This window comes from Demequina litoralis, assembly GCF_030418455.1.
GTDB lineage: Bacteria > Actinomycetota > Actinomycetes > Actinomycetales > Demequinaceae > Demequina > Demequina litoralis.
The window spans coordinates 219,554-235,852 of the sequence record NZ_JAUHPW010000001.1; the positions used below are offsets into that span (position 1 = coordinate 219,554).

The 16,299-nt window shown below is 72.4% G+C and carries 15 protein-coding genes; 8 read left to right on the forward strand and 7 right to left on the reverse strand.

Translation table 11 applies throughout. From position 1 onward, the window contains the following. The first annotated feature begins 23 nt into the window (after positions 1-23). From QQX09_RS01005 to QQX09_RS01015, 3 genes are all read left to right on the forward strand, one after another. Positions 24-3,431: a pyruvate carboxylase gene (locus QQX09_RS01005; protein ID WP_301130847.1), complete on the forward strand. Its 3,408-nt coding sequence runs from the start codon at positions 24-26 to the stop codon at positions 3,429-3,431. A 4-nt stretch (positions 3,432-3,435) separates the two neighbouring features. After that, positions 3,436-4,011: a flavodoxin domain-containing protein gene (locus QQX09_RS01010; protein ID WP_301130848.1), complete on the forward strand. Its 576-nt coding sequence runs from the start codon at positions 3,436-3,438 to the stop codon at positions 4,009-4,011. A gap of 199 nt (positions 4,012-4,210) precedes the next feature. Continuing rightward, positions 4,211-4,369 carry a hypothetical protein gene (locus QQX09_RS01015; protein WP_301130849.1) on the forward strand — a complete coding sequence of 53 codons (159 nt, stop codon included), beginning with the start codon at positions 4,211-4,213 and terminating at the stop codon, positions 4,367-4,369. Here the strand turns inward: QQX09_RS01015 and QQX09_RS01020 are convergent, their stop codons facing one another. Continuing rightward, entirely contained in the window at positions 4,370-5,674 is a 1,305-nt protein-coding gene (locus QQX09_RS01020) for an FAD-dependent oxidoreductase (protein WP_301130850.1), read from the reverse strand. A 79-nt stretch (positions 5,675-5,753) separates the two neighbouring features. Here QQX09_RS01020 and QQX09_RS01025 point away from each other — a divergent pair, with 79 nt between their 5' ends. Next, on the forward strand, positions 5,754-6,098 hold the full coding sequence (locus tag QQX09_RS01025; protein ID WP_301130851.1) for an ArsR/SmtB family transcription factor: 345 nt from the start codon (positions 5,754-5,756) through the stop codon (positions 6,096-6,098). Beyond that, a complete protein-coding gene (locus QQX09_RS01030; RefSeq protein WP_301130852.1) occupies positions 6,095-6,826 on the forward strand; it encodes an MIP/aquaporin family protein in 732 nt (243 codons plus the stop codon). The genes QQX09_RS01025 and QQX09_RS01030 overlap by 4 nt, the downstream gene beginning before the upstream one ends. Before the next feature lie 28 nt (positions 6,827-6,854). On the opposite strand, the gene QQX09_RS01035 is transcribed toward QQX09_RS01030, so the two are convergent. The 5 genes from QQX09_RS01035 to QQX09_RS01055 form a co-directional block, all read right to left on the reverse strand. Continuing rightward, a complete protein-coding gene (locus QQX09_RS01035; protein ID WP_301130853.1) occupies positions 6,855-7,949 on the reverse strand; it encodes an ATP-binding protein in 1,095 nt (364 codons plus the stop codon). A gap of 107 nt (positions 7,950-8,056) precedes the next feature. After that, a complete protein-coding gene (locus QQX09_RS01040; RefSeq protein ID WP_301130854.1) occupies positions 8,057-8,626 on the reverse strand; it encodes a hypothetical protein in 570 nt (189 codons plus the stop codon). A gap of 10 nt (positions 8,627-8,636) precedes the next feature. After that, entirely contained in the window at positions 8,637-9,290 is a 654-nt protein-coding gene (locus QQX09_RS01045) for an IMPACT family protein (protein ID WP_301130855.1), read from the reverse strand. A 33-nt stretch (positions 9,291-9,323) separates the two neighbouring features. Next, complete coding sequence (locus QQX09_RS01050) at positions 9,324-9,737, reverse strand: hypothetical protein (RefSeq protein WP_301130856.1); 414 nt, start codon at positions 9,735-9,737, stop codon at positions 9,324-9,326. A gap of 138 nt (positions 9,738-9,875) precedes the next feature. After that, complete coding sequence (locus QQX09_RS01055; protein ID WP_301130857.1) at positions 9,876-10,574, reverse strand: N-formylglutamate amidohydrolase; 699 nt, start codon at positions 10,572-10,574, stop codon at positions 9,876-9,878. Between the two features lie 138 nt (positions 10,575-10,712). Between QQX09_RS01055 and QQX09_RS01060 the strand changes: the two genes are divergently transcribed. From QQX09_RS01060 to QQX09_RS01070, 3 genes are all read left to right on the forward strand, one after another. Continuing rightward, entirely contained in the window at positions 10,713-11,078 is a 366-nt protein-coding gene (locus QQX09_RS01060) for a hypothetical protein (protein WP_301130858.1), read from the forward strand. 501 nt (positions 11,079-11,579) lie between these two features. Beyond that, the gene (locus QQX09_RS01065) at positions 11,580-13,718 is read left to right on the forward strand and encodes an acyltransferase family protein (protein ID WP_301130859.1); all 2,139 of its coding nucleotides are present in this window, start codon (positions 11,580-11,582) and stop codon (positions 13,716-13,718) included. Positions 13,719-13,818: 100 nt separating this feature from the next. Next, positions 13,819-14,841: an SGNH hydrolase domain-containing protein gene (locus QQX09_RS01070; protein WP_301130860.1), complete on the forward strand. Its 1,023-nt coding sequence runs from the start codon at positions 13,819-13,821 to the stop codon at positions 14,839-14,841. Positions 14,842-14,941: 100 nt separating this feature from the next. Here the strand turns inward: QQX09_RS01070 and QQX09_RS01075 are convergent, their stop codons facing one another. After that, a complete protein-coding gene (locus tag QQX09_RS01075) occupies positions 14,942-16,210 on the reverse strand; it encodes a hypothetical protein (protein WP_301130861.1) in 1,269 nt (422 codons plus the stop codon). Positions 16,211-16,299: the final 89 nt, after the last annotated feature.

Sequence of the window (16,299 nt, forward strand, 5' to 3'; positions counted from 1 at the left end):
TCCCCATCGACGAAGGGAAGCAGATGTTCGCCAAAGTCCTCGTGGCCAACCGTGCAGAGATCGCCGTCCGAGCCTTCAGGGCCGCCGTCGAGAACGGTGCCGGCACCGTGGCCGTGTTCCCGTACGAGGACCGGATGTCCGAGCACCGCGTCAAGGCCGACGAGTCCTACCAGATCGGCGAGAAGGGGCACCCCGTCAAGGCGTACCTCGACATCGACGCGATCCTGGACGTCGCCAAGCAGGCGGGCGCGGACGCGGTCTACCCCGGCTACGGCTTCCTGTCCGAGAACGTCGAGTTCGCGAAGCGCTGCGCCGAGGAGGGCGTGACGTTCGTGGGCCCGCCGCCGGAGGTGCTCGCCAAGGCGGGCGACAAGGTCGCCGCGCTCAAGGCCGCGCGCGAGGCGGGCGTGCCCGTGCTCGACTCGTCGGAGCCGTCGCGCGACATCGAGTTCCTCATCGGCGAGGCCGACCGCATCGGCTACCCGGTGTTCGTCAAGGCCGTCGCGGGCGGCGGCGGGCGCGGCATGCGACGCGTGGAGCGTCGCGAGCTGCTGGTCGAGATGCTCGAGGCCGCGATGCGCGAGGCCGAGAACGCCTTCGGCGATCCCACGGTCTTCCTCGAGCAGGCCGTGCTGGGCCCGCGCCACATCGAGGTGCAGATCCTCGCCGACGGCCAGGGCAACGTGGTGCACCTGTTCGAGCGCGACTGCTCGCTGCAGCGCCGCCACCAGAAGGTGGTCGAGATCGCGCCCGCGCCGGCGCTCGACCCCGCGATCCGCGACGCCCTGTGCGAGGACGCGGTGAAGTTCGCGAAGAGCCTCGGCTACGTCAACGCCGGCACCGTCGAGTTCCTGCTCGCCACCGAGGGCGAGCGCGCCGGCCAGCACGTGTTCATCGAGATGAACCCGCGCATCCAGGTCGAGCACACGGTGACCGAGGAGGTCACGGGCGTCGACCTCGTGAGCTCGCAGCTGCGCATCGCCGCGGGCGAGTCCCTCGAGGACATGGGCGTCCGCCAGGAGGACATCCGCGTCAGCGGCTTCGCGATCCAGACGCGCATCACCACCGAGGACCCGGCGAACGGCTTCCTGCCCGACACGGGCCGCATCGTCGCGTACCGCTCGCCGGGCGGCGCGGGCATCCGCCTCGACGGCGCCACCGGTATGGCCGGCAACGAGATCACGGGCCACTTCGACTCGATGCTCGTCAAGCTCACGTGCCGCGGCCACGACTTCGCGACCGCGAACCGCCGCGCGCTGCGTGCGCTCGCCGAGTTCCGCATCCGCGGCGTCACCTCGAACATCCAGTTCCTGCGCACCGTGCTCGCGCACCCCGACTTCCAGGCGGGCGGCTTCACCACCTCGTTCATCGAGACCCACCCGGAGCTGCTCGACCTGGCGACCACCCCGGACCGCTCGACCAAGCTGCTCGCGTTCCTGGGCCACACCACGGTGAACCGCCCGCACGGCGAGCACGCCGAGGTCTTCGTGCGTCCGGCGGACAAGCTGCCCGAGATCGACCTGTCGGCCGAGCCGCCGGCGGGTTCGCGCCAGCGCCTGCTCGAGCTGGGCCCCGAGGGCTTCGCCCGCGCGCTGCGCGAGCAGAACGCGCTCGCCATCACCGAGACGACGATGCGCGACGCACACCAGTCGCTGCTCGCGACCCGCGTGCGCACGTACGACCTGCTCGCGGCCGCCGGCCACGTCTCGCGGATGACCCCCGAGCTGCTGTCGATGGAGGCCTGGGGCGGCGCGACCTACGACGTCGCCATGCGCTTCCTGTCGGAGGACCCGTGGATCCGCCTCGAGGACCTCCGCGCGAAGATGCCGAACATCGCGCTGCAGATGCTGCTGCGCGGGCGCAACACCGTGGGCTACACGCCGTACCCGGACGAGGTCGCCGTGGCCTTCGTCGAGGAGGCGGCCGCGACCGGCATCGACATCTTCCGCATCTTCGACGCGCTCAACGACGTCGAGCAGATGCGTCCCGCGATCGAGGCCGTCCGCGGCACCGGCACCGCGGTCGCCGAGGCGACGCTGTGCTACACGGGCAACATGATCTCGCCCGACGAGAAGCTGTACACGCTCGACTACTACCTCCGCCTCGCGGACCAGCTGGTCGAGGCGGGCGCGCACATGCTCGCGATCAAGGACATGGCGGGCCTGCTGCGGCCGGCCGCGGCGTTCATGCTCGTGTCCGCGCTGCGCCAGCGCTTCGACCTGCCGGTCCACCTGCACACGCACGACACGGCGGGCGGCCAGATCGGCACGCTGCTCGCGGCGGCCGAGGCCGGCGTCGACGCGGTCGACGTGGCGAACGCCGCGATGGCGGGCACCACCTCGCAGCCGCCGATGTCGGCGCTCATCGCGGCCCTCGAGCACACCACGCGCGACACCGGCATCTCGCTGTCGGCTGCGCAGGACCTCGAGCCGTACTGGGAGTCGGTGCGCAAGCTGTACGCGCCCTTCGAGTCGGGCCTGCCCGGCCCGACCGGCCGCGTGTACCACCACGAGATCCCCGGCGGCCAGCTGTCGAACCTGCGTCAGCAGGCGATCTCGCTGGGCCTCGCGGACAAGTTCGAGGCCATCGAGGACATGTACGCGGCCGCGAACCGGATCCTCGGCAACCTGGTCAAGGTGACGCCGTCCTCCAAGGTGGTGGGCGACCTCGCGCTCCACCTCGTGGCCAACGACGCCGATCCGGCGGACTTCGAGGAGAACCCCGACAAGTACGACCTGCCGGACTCCGTCATCGGCTTCCTCGCGGGCGAGCTGGGCGACCCGCCCGGCGGCTGGCCGGAGCCGTTCCGCACCAAGGCGCTGCAGGGCCGCGACGTCTCCCGCACGATGGCCGAGCTCACGGACGACGACCGCACGGTGCTCGCGGAGCCGGGAGAGGCGCGCCGTCGCCGCCTCAACCACCTGCTGTTCCCCGGACCGGCCAAGGACTTCGACCAGGCGGTCGACAAGTACGGCGACATCTCGGTCATCGACACGTTCCACTACCTGTACGGCCTGTCGGTCGGCTCGGGCGAGGAGGCCGTGATCGAGCTCCACCGCGGCGTCAAGATCATCGCGACCATCGAGGCGGTCGGCGAGCCCGACTCGCGCGGCGAGCGCACGGTCATCTTCAACTACAACGGCGGGATCCGTCCCATCCAGGTGCGCGACCTGTCCGCGAAGGTGGATGTGGTCGAGCGGGAGCGCGCGGACGCGGGCAAGCCCGGTCACATCGCGTCGCCGTTCACGGGCCTCGTCACCCCCCGCGTCGCCGAGGGCGACCAGGTCGAGGCGGGCCAGACCGTGGCGGTCATCGAGGCGATGAAGATGGAGTCGTCCATCACGTCGTCCGTGGCGGGCACGGTCGCGCGGGTCGTGATCGGCGGCTCGCAGTCCCTCGCGGGCGGCGACCTGGTGCTCGTGGTCGAATAGACACGTGGTCGGGGACCATCGTCCCGTCGGCGTGACGCCGCGTCACGGGACGATGGTGCCGTTCACCCCGGAGGAGGTCACCATGAAGGTGCTGGTAGCGGTCGGATCGAAGTACGGAGCGACGCGCGAGGTCGCGGAGCGGATCGCGGAGGAGATCCGCGCGCACGGCTTCGAGGTCGACCTTCAGGACGCGTGCGACGTGCAGGGCATCCACTACTACGAGGCCGTGGTGCTCGGCTCGGCCGTGTACGGCGGGCTGTGGCGTCGCGACGCCTCGGGCCTGGTGCGGGAGCACCGCGACGAGCTGCGCGACAAGGACGTGTGGATGTTCTCGGTCGGCATGGAGACGGTGGTCCAGCCGGGCCAGCCGCTCGACGAGGCCGACGGCTTCGCCGAGGAGATCCAGGCCCACGACCACGCCCGCTTCCCGGGCGCGCTCAACTGGGACAGGCTCAACGTCGGGGAGAAGGCGCTCATCCGTGCGCTCAACCCGCCCAAGGGCGACTTCCGCGACTTCACCGCGGTCCGCGAGTGGGCCTCCGGCGTCGCGACCCAGCTGGAGTCCATCGCCGCCGCCTGACGCGCTCCGAGAGGCCCGCTCCCATCGCCGGGAGCGGGCCTCTCGCGTCTCCCCGAGGGCCGTGCCGCGGGACGATGCGACACCCGGGCACGACGGCCGACGGCGGCCTCGCCCGGCACTACGCTGGGATCAGGTCCCCGCCTGGAAGCGAGGCCGGTGCGATCCATCGGGCCTCGCGGAACGACTCAACGGAGAGTTCATGTTCACCGCAACCGCGGCGGCCGCCACCCTGAGCGCCGCCACCACGCCCACCACCTCGTTCGCGCCGGGGTTCTACCTCATGATCGCGCTGTTCGCCGCGGGCATCGCCGGCACGCTTGCCGTGGGGTGGCACAACCACCACCGTCGGCACCGTTGATCAGCAGCAGCCGCCGTCGTCGGTCGAGCACACGCCCGTCGCGGGCAGCACCAGCTCGATCGCCTGGGCAGCGGCGACGTCTCCCGCGATCCACGCGACCACCGAGCGCACCTGCTCGTAGCCCGTCTTGAGCAGGAAGGTCGGGGCGCGGCCGTACGCCTTCATGCCCACGATGAAGACCCCCTGCTCCGGGTGGGCGAGCTCGCGGTAGCCGTGAGGCTCGACCGTGCCGCACGAGTGCTCGTTGGGATCGATGAGCGGCGCGAGCCGCCGGGGAGCCTCGACCACCTCGTCGACGTCGAGCCGGATCTCGCGGTAGGGGGACAGGTCCGGGCGGAAGCCGGTCGCGTTGACCACGAGGTCGGTGCGGTGGGCGACCACGTCGCCGCCCCGTCGCCCGACCAGCTCGACCGCGTCGCCGTCCCGGCGCGCGCCCACGGTCTCGAAGCCGTCGAGCAGCGTGACGCGCCCGTCGGCGACGGCGCGGCGCGCCCGGGCGCCGAGCGAGGCCCGACCGGGCAGCCCATCCTCGTCCGAGGCGGTGACACGGTCCGGCGTCGCGGTGCGGATCGCCCAGGTCACGCGCGTGCCGGGCACGTCGCGTGCGAGCGCGGCGAGCGCGAGCACCGTGTTGGCGGCGGAGTGGCCCGCGCCCACCACGGTGGTGTGGCGACCGGCGAACGTGTCGCGGTCGCGGCCGAGCACGTCGGGCAGCGCGGGCAGCACCCGGTCCGCGACGTCCGCGAGCCCGGGCAGCGTGAGGCCGTTCGACGCGAGGGAGTTGGGGGTGAGGTAGGTGCCCGAGGCGTCGACGACCGCGCGGTAGGTCGCGTCGGCGACCTCGCCGGACGCGTCGCGGGTGCGCACGACGAAGGGTGCGCCCGCGCGGCCGCGGGTCCGGGTCCGGTCCATGCCGTCGCGGGCCACGTCCGACACCGCCACGCCGAGACGCAGGCGCGCGGCGATGCCCGGCACGGCGGCCAACGGCTCGAGGTACCCCTCGACGAGCTCGGCGCCCGTGGGTGCCCGGTCGGGCCTCTCGAGCGTCCATCCGCGCTCCTCGAGGAGCGCCTGGGCGACGGGGTCGACGAGATGGCGCCAGGGCGAGAACAGGCGGGTGTGACCCCACGACCGGACGGCCGCGCCCACGGTGTCGCCGGCCTCGAGCACGACGAAGTCGATGCCGCGGCGCAGCAGGTGGGCGGCGGCGGCGAGCCCGACCGGGCCCGCACCGATGATCGCCACCGGCAGGTGGTCGTTGGCGGGGCGTGCCGCGGGGCGCGGGGTGAGGTCGAGCAGTGTCATCACATCTCCTGGGGCGGGATCGGGCGTCGAGTCTGCCTGCCTCTATCGATACTTGTCAATATAGACTATCGTCAATGTCATGACAGAGATCGAGATCACGGATGTGACCGCCGCGTGCGCGACGTCGCTGGTCGGCGAGCCCCTCAGCGAGGCGGCCGCCGCGGAGCTGGCCCACACCATGAAGGCGCTGGCGGACCCCGCGCGGCTGCGCCTCCTCTCCATCGTGGCGGCCTCCGGCGGGGGAGAGGCGTGCGTGTGCGACCTCACCGGCCCCGTCGGCCTCAGCCAGCCGACCGTGTCGCACCACCTCAAGGTGCTGACGGAGGCCGGCTTCCTCAGCCGCACCAAGCGGGGCACCTGGGCGTACTACGCGCTCGTGCCCGGCGCCCTCGACCGCGTCTCGCGCGCCCTGGGCGCCGCATGAGCGCGCTTCGCTGGCGGGCCCTGCTCGCCGAGCTGCTCGGGACCGCGCTGCTCGTCACGGTCGTCGTCGGCTCCGGCATCGCGGCCTCCCAGCTGTCGCCGGACGACGTGGGCCTGCAGCTGCTCGAGAACGCGATCGCGACCGCGCTCGGCCTCACGGTGCTCATCCTCATGTTCGGCCCGGTCTCCGGCGCGCACTTCAACCCGGTGGTGTCGCTCGCGGACTGGTTCCTCGGCCGCCGTAGCGGCCACGGCCTGTCCCTGCCCGAGGTGGGCGCCTACACGGTCGCGCAGGTCGCCGGCGGCATCGGCGGCGCGGTCCTGGCGAACCTCATGTTCGACGTCGAGACGCTGCTGTCGACCAAGGACCGCGCCACGGGGCCGCACCTGCTCGCCGAGGTGGTCGCGACGGCCGGCCTCGTGCTCATCATCTTCGCCCTGGCGCGCTCCGGGCGCGGTGCGCTGGCCGCACCGGCCGTGGGCGCCTACATCGGCGCGGCGTACTGGTTCACCAGCTCGACGTCGTTCGCGAACCCCGCGGTGACCATCGGCCGCGTGTTCTCGGACACGTTCGCCGGCATCGCGCCGGGCTCCGTCGCGCCGTTCATCGGGGCGCAGCTCGTCGGCCTCGCGGTCGCGCTGGGCCTCGTGCTCGCGCTCTACCCCGACGCGGGCGAGGCGGCGGACGACGTCGTGGTGCCGCACGACGAGCCCTCCGCGCGGGCCTGACGCCACCCGCGCATCGTCCCGTCGCGCGTCACATCCGCGCGCGTAGATGCTCCCGCAGGTAGGGGAGCGCGAAGTCCACCTGCCCGCGGCCCGCCTGCACGATCACGCCCGCGTCGAGCAGGCGCCGGCGGTAGGTGTCGGCGTTCTGGCGGGCCATCCCGGTGCGTGCGGCCAGGTCCACCATGCGCGACGGGCCGTCGTCGGCCGCCATCGCGCGCAGCACGTCGAGGTCCCTGGGGGAGAGGTCGGCCAGGGCCGTCTCGGTGACGAGCGTGCCGAGCCGCTCGCGCGCCGCGTCCACGCCCGCGGCGACGTCCGCGCGCGTGATCCGATCGCCCGCGGCGGCGCGCCACACGTGGAAGCCGACGAGCTGGATGAGGAACGGGTAGCCATGGGTCGCCTCGGCGGCCGCGCGGGCGGCGTCCTCGTCGATGGTGCGGCCGTTGTCCGTGACGGTCTGCACGAGCGCGTCGTGGACCTCGTCGACCTCGACGTCGGCGAGCACGTGCTTGTCGGCGCGCCGGAGGAACGTGAGCACGCGCCCCTGGGCGTCGCTGCGCAGCAGGTCCGACACGGCCGACGGCAGCCCCGCCATCACGATCGCGAACTCCCGGTCCTCGCGCACGAGGTGCTGGGTGATGAGGGCGAGCTCACGGAGGTCGTCGGAGCGCGCGTGCACCTCGTCCACGGTGACGAGCAGCCCGGTGCCGTCCTTCTCGAGCGTGTCGAGCAGGCGGCCGATGCGGTGGCGCACGCCCTCCGCGAGGCGCGGCGTGAGCTCCGTCTCGACCGAGCCGACCCCGCCGATCGACATGCCGGTGATGCGGCGCCGCGCCCGGGGGTTGACGCCGTCGAGCAGCCGGTCGACGGCCTCCCCGATGCGCGCCAGCATGCCGGGGGAGGCGGACTCGTCGATGACGAGCCAGCCGTGCGCCATCGCGCGGTCGCCCGCCTCAGTGAGCATGACTGTCTTGCCGGTTCCGCGCGCGCCCGTGAAGATGGTGATCCGCGCGGGGTGGCCGGCACCGGCCCGGATCCCCTCGTCGACCTCCGCCAGCAGCGCATCGCGGCCCACGAGCAGGGGAGGGACCGCACCCGCCGTGGGCTTGAAGGGGTTGGCCATCCTCGCCTCCTGGTGACGCTTTGTTACATCTTGGTACTTTGCCACAGGGGTCCGACAGCGGAACGATGCGCCGCGCGTAGGGCGCCCGACAGCGCCCTCACCAGGGGTTACGCGTCGCAGCTCTCGTAGGCCGCGCGTGTCACGTCGACGTGCAGCTGCGCGTGGCTCGCGTACTCGAGCGCCGTGTCGAGGTCGTCGGTGGCCAGCGTGAGGGTCGCCCACCCCACCACGCGCTGCGGATGCGACGCGAGCGACGGGAAGGTGTTGTTGGTCTCGGTCCAGGCGCCGATCGCGTCGATCACCTCGGCCCAGCGGCTGTGCGGGCGCTCCCAGGTGCCGCCCAGGACATCGCTCTCGACGCACGGGTTGACGGCGGGGTCGTGGACGAGGCCGGGCTCGCCCGCGTCGCCCGGCAGCAGGCCCATCTCGGACGCGCCGGCGATCTCGCCGTCGCCGTCGGCGTCGCCGTAGAGCGGACCGTCGGGACCCATGATGAGGTTCCGGGACGCCTCGGCTGCCGCGTGGGCCTCCTCGATCGTCCCCGCCTCGGACCATTCCACGACGGCGTCCTCGAGCTGGGCGAACTGCGCGGCCACCTCGTCGGGCATGTCCGTCGGGGTGCTGGGCGTGCACGCCGCGATGGCGAGCAGAGGGACCACCATGAGCACACGTCGCATGCCGCTCACCCTATCGAGCGGGGAGGTCCACCACCCGGATCTCGCCGGCATGCGTGGCGACGGCACCGCCGGTGAGCGCCGCCAGGTCGGCGTCCAGCGTCGGGACCTGATCCGCGGGCACCCACAGGGACAGGACCGCCGCCTGGCCGTACGTGGGCGGGTCCAGGACCGCATCGTGCCCGCCCACCCACTGGTGGAGGAAGGCAAGCACCCGGCCCGCGTCCGCGTGGGGGACCTCCATCGAGACCTGGGTGCGCAGCGCGCGGCCCACGACGTCGGCATCGTCCAGCGCCGACGCGACGGCGTTGCCGTAGGCCCGCACGAGGCCGCCCGCGCCGAGCAGGACGCCGCCGAACCAGCGGCTCACCACCGCGACGACGTCGGTGACCTCGCGGCGCCGCAGCACCTCGAGCATGGGCACGCCGGCGGTGCCGGCGGGCTCGCCGTCGTCGTTGCTGCGCTGCCGGTCCGCGCGGGTGCCGACCACGAGAGCGGTGCAGTGGTGGCGGGCGTCCCAGCGGAGCTTGCGGACCGCGGCGATCACGGCGTCGGCCTCCTCGACCGAGGCGACGGGCGCGAGGTGCGTGAGGAACACGGACCTCTTGATCTCGAGCGTGTGCTCGACGGGCGCCGCGATGGTGCTGGGGAGCCGGCCGGTGGTCACCCGGGCAGGGTAGCGCGGCGTCCCGGCCTCAGTTCACGCCGTGACGGTGCCGGCGAGCCGGCGCTCGAGCGCTGCGGTGGCGACCGACCGCACCAGCGCCGAGGCGTCGGCGGTGAGCCTCTCGAGGGTGGTCAGGTCCATCCGCGGATGCCGCGCGACGGCGGTGCGGACCTCGGCCGCGACGTGCGACGCCAGGAGCCGGATCACCGCCGCCGGCACCTCGGGGTTGGAGCCGAGGATCTCGCAGGTCGAGGCGTCGCCGGTGCGGGCCGTGTCGAGCATGGCGCGCGGCGGCAGCGCCGGGTGGAGGACCGCCGCGTACCGCACCCGCGGGACCAGGTCGCGCGCCAGGACCGCAAGGAGGGCGGGGGAGGCGCCGACCTCCCCGGCCGCGAGGGCGCGAAGCGCAGGGTCGGCAGGAGGCTGGGGCGCGGGGTCGGAGTCCATGGAGGGAACATTACAAATGTCCGGAACGTCCCGCCAGGGACCTTGGCACCGGATGCCTGTTGCTATACAAGTGTCGACGTAGAAGCGGCATTTCGTGCCGCAACGGAGACGGCCGGCGGCCGAGGGCGTGGGCCGTGCTCAGGCCGCGTCGCGGAGCCTCTCCTCGACGGCCGTGAGCGCGCGCGACAGGGCGGTCGCGCCGGGCGCGGCGGCGTCGTCGTGAGGGCTGCGCCAGCGGGCGGCCACCTCGATCTGGAGGCCGCCGAGGCCCAGGTGGCGTTGCGCAAGGCTCGTGACCGTGTAGTGCGGGCGAGCGTCGAACGGCGCGTCCACCGCGACCTCGAAGCCCGCGAGCTCGGACCGGAGGACCTCGACGGCGAGCCGCTCGAGCGGGCCCGGCCGAGGGCCCGTACCGAGGCAGAAGTCGGGTCCATGGTGGTCGCCCATGCCGTGGATGTCGATCACCATGCGCGCGTGGTCGGGGAGCTCGCGGAGGTGGCGGGCGAACTCGTCGTCCCGCTCGTCCCAGGTCTCCCAGGCCGTGCGTGCGCCCGCCGAGACGACCGTCGATACCTGGGCGACCTCGCCGGCGAGCAGCGTGAGCGAGCCGGTGTGAAGGTCCGCGGCCTTCATCGCACCGGCACGGTAGTGCTTCGTGCCGTGGGGCGCCGTGAGGACTACGGCGCTGCTGCGGTCCTCACGGAGGGCCGTGTCGTCGTCGCCCGCTCCGGCGCGGGCCCGCTTGAAGCGGGCGTCGAGCTCGCGCCAGCGGCTCGAGATGTCGATCACGTCGGCGCCGCCTGGGGCGCCGCTCGGGTTCGCGTCGAATGGGGTCATGCGCCAGATCCTCCAGCCTTCTCAGGGTGGTCCGCACGGATGCGCCGGTGGCCCGAGGATACCTGGGGAGTTGCCGAACGGCCCGGATCCCGGCGCGGGCTTGCTGACGGGCCGCGCGTCGTGGGGCATCCTTGGGCCATGACCAGGGGAGTCGCGATACGTGTGGGCGTCGGCGTGCTCGCCGCGCTTGCCGTCGTGGCACTGGCGGTGCTGGGTCCCTGGTGGTCGCGCGACCTGCCCGTGATGGAGGCGACGGTCGGCGACGCCGACCGCGAGCTCACCGTCCTGCTCGGCGACGCCTGCGGGCTCGACCCGTCCCGCACGGTCGTGGAGACCGACACCGAGGTGCGCGTACGGGCGTTCGCGAAGGCCCCGCTCATCGAGCTGTGGAGCACCGACTGCCAGGTCGCGCTCACGGTCGGTTTCGCCGCGCCGCTGGGCGACCGGGCGCTCGTGGACGAGGCGACGGGGGAGCAGGTCGAGGTGACAGGCAGGGGAGCGTGAGCCGGGCGAGGTGGGGCTGGCTGCTGGTGGCCGCGGGGATCGCGCTGGCCGGCTGGGTGGCATTCGCGCTGGCGTCGGTGCGCTCATGCGCCTCGGGCGATGCGTCCTGTACAGGCGACGGGGCCGTGGATCTCGTCCAGGCGGTCGTCATCGTCGCGGCGACGGTGGCCGGGTCGGGATGGGCGCTCCGGAGGGCGTTCGGGCGCGAGCCTCTGGATCCGCCTCGCTAGGTGGGCGACTTGCCGCAGCGCGCCTACCTGGCGCGATACCGGCGAGCCCCATGGCGCACGGCGGGACCGGCCACCACGATGGGCGCATGGTCATGCAGCGATCTGCCGCGGCGCGTCGCGGCGGGGTGCTCGCGACGGACCGCAGTGCGACCGGGGCGTTCCGGCGCGCGACGGTGCCGTGGCCCGGGGTGCACCGGGAGCACCCGAACGCTGGGGTAGGCTCCTGCCGCGGCAGCGCGGCGCTGCCGCGGATGCAGGGGGCCTCCAGCGCATGACCGTTGACGTCTCGGCGACCAGCGCGGCGCCCGACTCCACCGCCAACCGGACGACCAGGCGCGGCGGGATGCGCCCGGAGATCCAGGGACTACGCGCCCTCGCCGTGGCACTGGTGGTGCTGTACCACGTGTGGCCGGACCGCCTCACGGGCGGCTTCGTCGGTGTGGACGTCTTCTTCGTCATCTCGGGCTTCCTCATCACCGCGCACCTGGCGAAGGAGGTCGCTGCCACCGGGTCCGTGCGCATCGGGCAGTTCTGGGCGCGACGCATCCGCCGCCTGCTGCCGGCCTCGCTGCTCGTGCTCCTCGTGTCGGCGATCGCGGTGCTGACGCTCGTGTCGCAGGCGTACTGGCTGCAGTACCTGCGTGAGATCGTCGCGTCCACGCTGTACGTGCAGAACTGGGAGCTCGCGTCGAGCGCGGTCGACTACCTCGCGGCGGAGAACACCGCGTCACCTGTGCAGCACTTCTGGTCGCTGTCGACGGAGGAGCAGTTCTACCTCGTCTGGCCGGTGCTGATCGTCGGGGCGGTGTGGCTCGCGAACCGTACGGGCCGTGTGAGCGCACGCCTCGCGATGCGGGTGGTGCTCGGCGTCATCCTCGCGGCCTCCCTCGTGTGGAGCATCGCTCAGGTGGCGAGCGACCCGGCGGTGGCGTACTTCTCGACGTTCGTGCGGGCGTGGGAGTTCGCCGCGGGCGGCCTGCTCGGCCTCTTCACCGCGCCGGTCTGGCGCAGCGTCGGCTGGCAGCGGGCGGCGTCGTGGGCGGGATTCGCGATGATCCTCGTCACCGCCTTCACGTACACCTCGGCGACGCCGTTCCCGGGTGCGTCCGCAGTGCTCCCGGTCGCCGGCACCGTGCTGGTGATCGCCGCCGGACACGCCGACGGTGCGCTCGGCACCGCCCACCTGTACCGGTGGCGGCCCGTGCAGTACGTCGGCGACATCTCGTACTCGGTGTACCTGTGGCACTGGCCGCTCATCGTCCTGCTTCCCCTCGTGCTGGACCGCGAGCTGACCGGGGCCGACAAGCTCGCGCTGCTCGCGGCCACGCTCGTGCTGGCGTCGCTGACGAAGCACCTGGTGGAGGACCGCCTGCGCCTCAACAAGCTGACGAGCCGCCGCTCGGTCGCGGTGACGTTCGCCGCCACGGTGGTCGGCATGGGCGCGGTGATCGCGCCGGCGGCGTACGGGATCTCCACCATGAACTCGCAGGTCGCCGAGCTCGAGGCCGAGAGGGCCGCCGTGGAGGCATCGATCGAGGACGCCGCGCAGACGGGTGCCGAGTCGGAGACATGCGTCGGTGCCCAGGCGCTGGACGGCGACGCGACGTGCGTCACCGATCAGCAGAGGGAGCTCATCCCTGCGCCTGCGGTGGCCAGCGAGGACATCCCAGAGCTCTACACGGACGAGTGCCGCACCGACATGCCCGAGGTCACGATCAAGCCGTGTCGGTTCGGCGACCCCGACGGCTCCGTCACGGCGGTGCTGATCGGCGACTCCCACTCCGCCTCGTGGTTCCCCGCCGTCAAACTCGTCGCAGAGAAGCGCGGCTGGGACCTGACCGTGTACTTCAAGGCGGGCTGCGCCTGGAACGCCGCGTCGCAGGAATGGGACGAGACGGTTCAGCGCACCAGCTGTGCGCAGTGGAACGAGGACGTCACGGACCGTCTGCTCGCCGATCCGCCCCAGCTCATCGTCACGTCCGCGCTCTTCGACGATCAGTGGGGCGACGGCGCCGTGGCGGCGCAGATCGCCATCGACGGCTTCGCGACCTCGTGGAGCGCGCTCGCCGAGGCGGGCTCGACTGTGCTGCCCATCGTGGACACCCCCCAGACCTCCGTGGAGGCCCAGGAGTGCCTCCTGGCGGGCCAGCCAGGGGCGCTCGACTGCGGCACCCCGCGCGCGACCGCGCTGGACCGTCCGGACGTCATGAGCCTCGCGGCCGCAGAGGTCCCGGGGGTCGAGGCGGTCGATCTCAACGACTACTTCTGCACCGCCGACTTCTGCCCCTCCGCCATCGGATCGATCACGGTGTACCGCGATCGCGGCCATCTCACCCAGACCTACGCGACCACTCTCGCCCCGTACCTCGACGAGCGCATCACCGACACGCTCGGCGCATCGGTGCGTTAGCGGCTCGCGGCCCGAACCCCACCACCTGACCCGATCCACCCGCCCTGCCCGACGGTGCACCCGCCCCGCCGTACCTGACCCTCACCTCACGGAGGAACGCTTGCGTCTCACGAAGCTCACGAGCCGGCCGTCGCTCGTCATCACGTTCGCTGCCGCGCTCGTCGGCATGACCGCGTCGCTCGCGCCGGCCTCAGGTGCGGCAGCGGGCCCAGCGGCCTCCACGACCAGCACGGCAGCGACCGCGATCACGACCCTCGCCACCGCCACGACGGCGCGCATCTGCTTCGGTGCGAAGGCGATGGCGCACAACTCGACCTGCGTCACCGACACGAGCAAGGCGCTCTCTCCGAGACCGTCCGTCGCCAGCGAGGACGTTCCGGAGATCTACAGCGAGGAGTGCCGCAGCTCGCCCCAGGAGCCCGAGGTCAAGCCCTGCAGCTTCGGGAAGGCGACCGGCCGGGTGAAGGTCGCGCTGATCGGCGACTCGCACGCCGCGAACTGGTTCCCTGCGGTGAAGTTCGTGGCGGAGAAGCACGGCTGGGACCTCACGGTCTACTTCAAGGCGTCGTGCCCGTGGAACGCCACCGCGCAGACGTGGGGCGATTCGACGTCGCGCGAGAGCTGCGCGCAGTGGAACACGGACGTCACGGCGACGCTGCTCGCCGCTCCGCCGGACCTCATCATCACCTCGGCGCTGTTCGGACGCCAGTGGGAGTCGGGCGACGCCGGGGTCCAGGCCGCGGTCGACGGCTACACGGCCTCGTGGCAGCAGCTGACGGACGCGGGTTCCACGGTGCTGCCCATCGTCGACACCCCGCAGATGTCGGGCAGGGCTCAGCGCTGCATCCTGAAGAGCAGTCCTCAGACCCGGAACTGTGGCACGCCGAAGACGACCGCGCTGAACGACCCGCCGGTCATCGGCCTCGCGGCAAGGCGCGTCGAGGGAGTCAGCCCCGTCAAGCTCAACCGGTTCTTCTGCACGAGCACGTTCTGCCCCTACGCGATCGGCTCGGTCACCGTGTACCGCGACCGCGGCCATCTGACGGCGACCTACATGCGGACTGTCGGACCGTACCTCAACAAGCGCATCCCGAAGGAGTTCTACGCGCCGAGGTTCCGCTGACACACGGGAGCCCCGGGGGAGCGGCACCGGGCATTCCCGGGGGCATGACCAGGGGAGAAGCGGTGAATCAGGGCGCCGGCTCTGGCTGGGCGCTGCAACCTCAGAGGCTCATGCTGCTCTCCACGAAGAGTGCCAGGTCCTCCACCAGCGTCCAGTCCGACTCGGAGGCGGCCTCGGGGGAGATGCCGTCACGCCGCACGTCGATCACCCATGCGTCGCCACCTCCCGATGTCACCACCGTCACCACGCCGAACCCGTCCGCGCCCTCCGCGCTGTACCGTGACAGGGCCAGCGTGAGGTAGCGCGTCGCGCCCACCACGGGCGACCCTTCGCTCGGGTCATCGAGCAACGTGAAGGCCGGATCCGCTCCCCACACCGCGGTCACGGCGTCGTCGAAGGCGAGGTGGGCGGCCCACGCCGCGTCCTCGAGGCCGATCCCGTAGAGCGCGACGCTCAGATCATCGAAGTGCGACGACGCCGCGATCGCATAGGTGGCGCCGTCGTCGCGCAGCCCGTGCTCGTCCACCTCCAGGGTGGGCGGGAGCACGACGTCGTAGGTGCCGAGGTCGACGGTGACGGGGGGTTGTTCCGCCGCTGCGTAGGCGTCGCAGAGGTCCTCGTTCTCGGAGAGGAGGCCGGCGGACCAGGCGGCCGCCCGCTGCCTGGCGCTGCCGCGCGCGGCAGCATCGAACCAGGCGGAGTCTCCCACCGTCTCGTCGTTGATCACGTACATCATCTTCGCGCCCAACCAGCCGTCGGTGGCGGGATCGAGCTTGACCGGATACTCCTCCGAGGCGAGCGCGGAGAAGAACATCCCGGTGCGGCAGTCCGCCTGCAGCGAGGCGCCCAGCTCGGTTACGGCCTCCGTGCCCCGCACCGCGGCGACGTGCCGCGCATACTCGTGCGCGACCACCCAGGCGACCGCCTCATCGCCGCCGAGCGTGGTCGGATCGATGACGGGCTCCGTGCTCGTGGGGACCTCCTCCTCGTACCCCGCGTCGCGCACGAGGAACAGCCACCGCAAGTTCAGCAGCACCTGCGCGTCCGCGGCGCAGTAGAAGGACGTGTCGAAGTAGTCCTCGGCGGACTCGGCGCACGACGAGCCAGGGAGTTCGTCGTCGTCCTCGTCGTAGACCTGGACGCCGGGGGAGGAGAACCCCGGGATGCGCTCCGCCCAGTACTGATCGAGCGACCTCACCGTCCGATCGACGAGCTCGGCAGGCCCGATCTCCTCGGTGACTCCGGGCTGGACGCTCGCGAACGCGTTCGGGACCGACGGCAGGCTCGTGGGACCGGCGTCGGACCCTCCCGAACAGCCGGCTGCTGCTAGTGCGCCCGCGGCCAGCGCCGCCCAGAGCCCCCTGCGCATGACCCCACAGTAGCGTCCGAATTGTCCGGATGGCTGGCGGCGTGGATGCTCATCGTCCGGATGCGCTCAGGGGAGACCCCTTCCGGCAC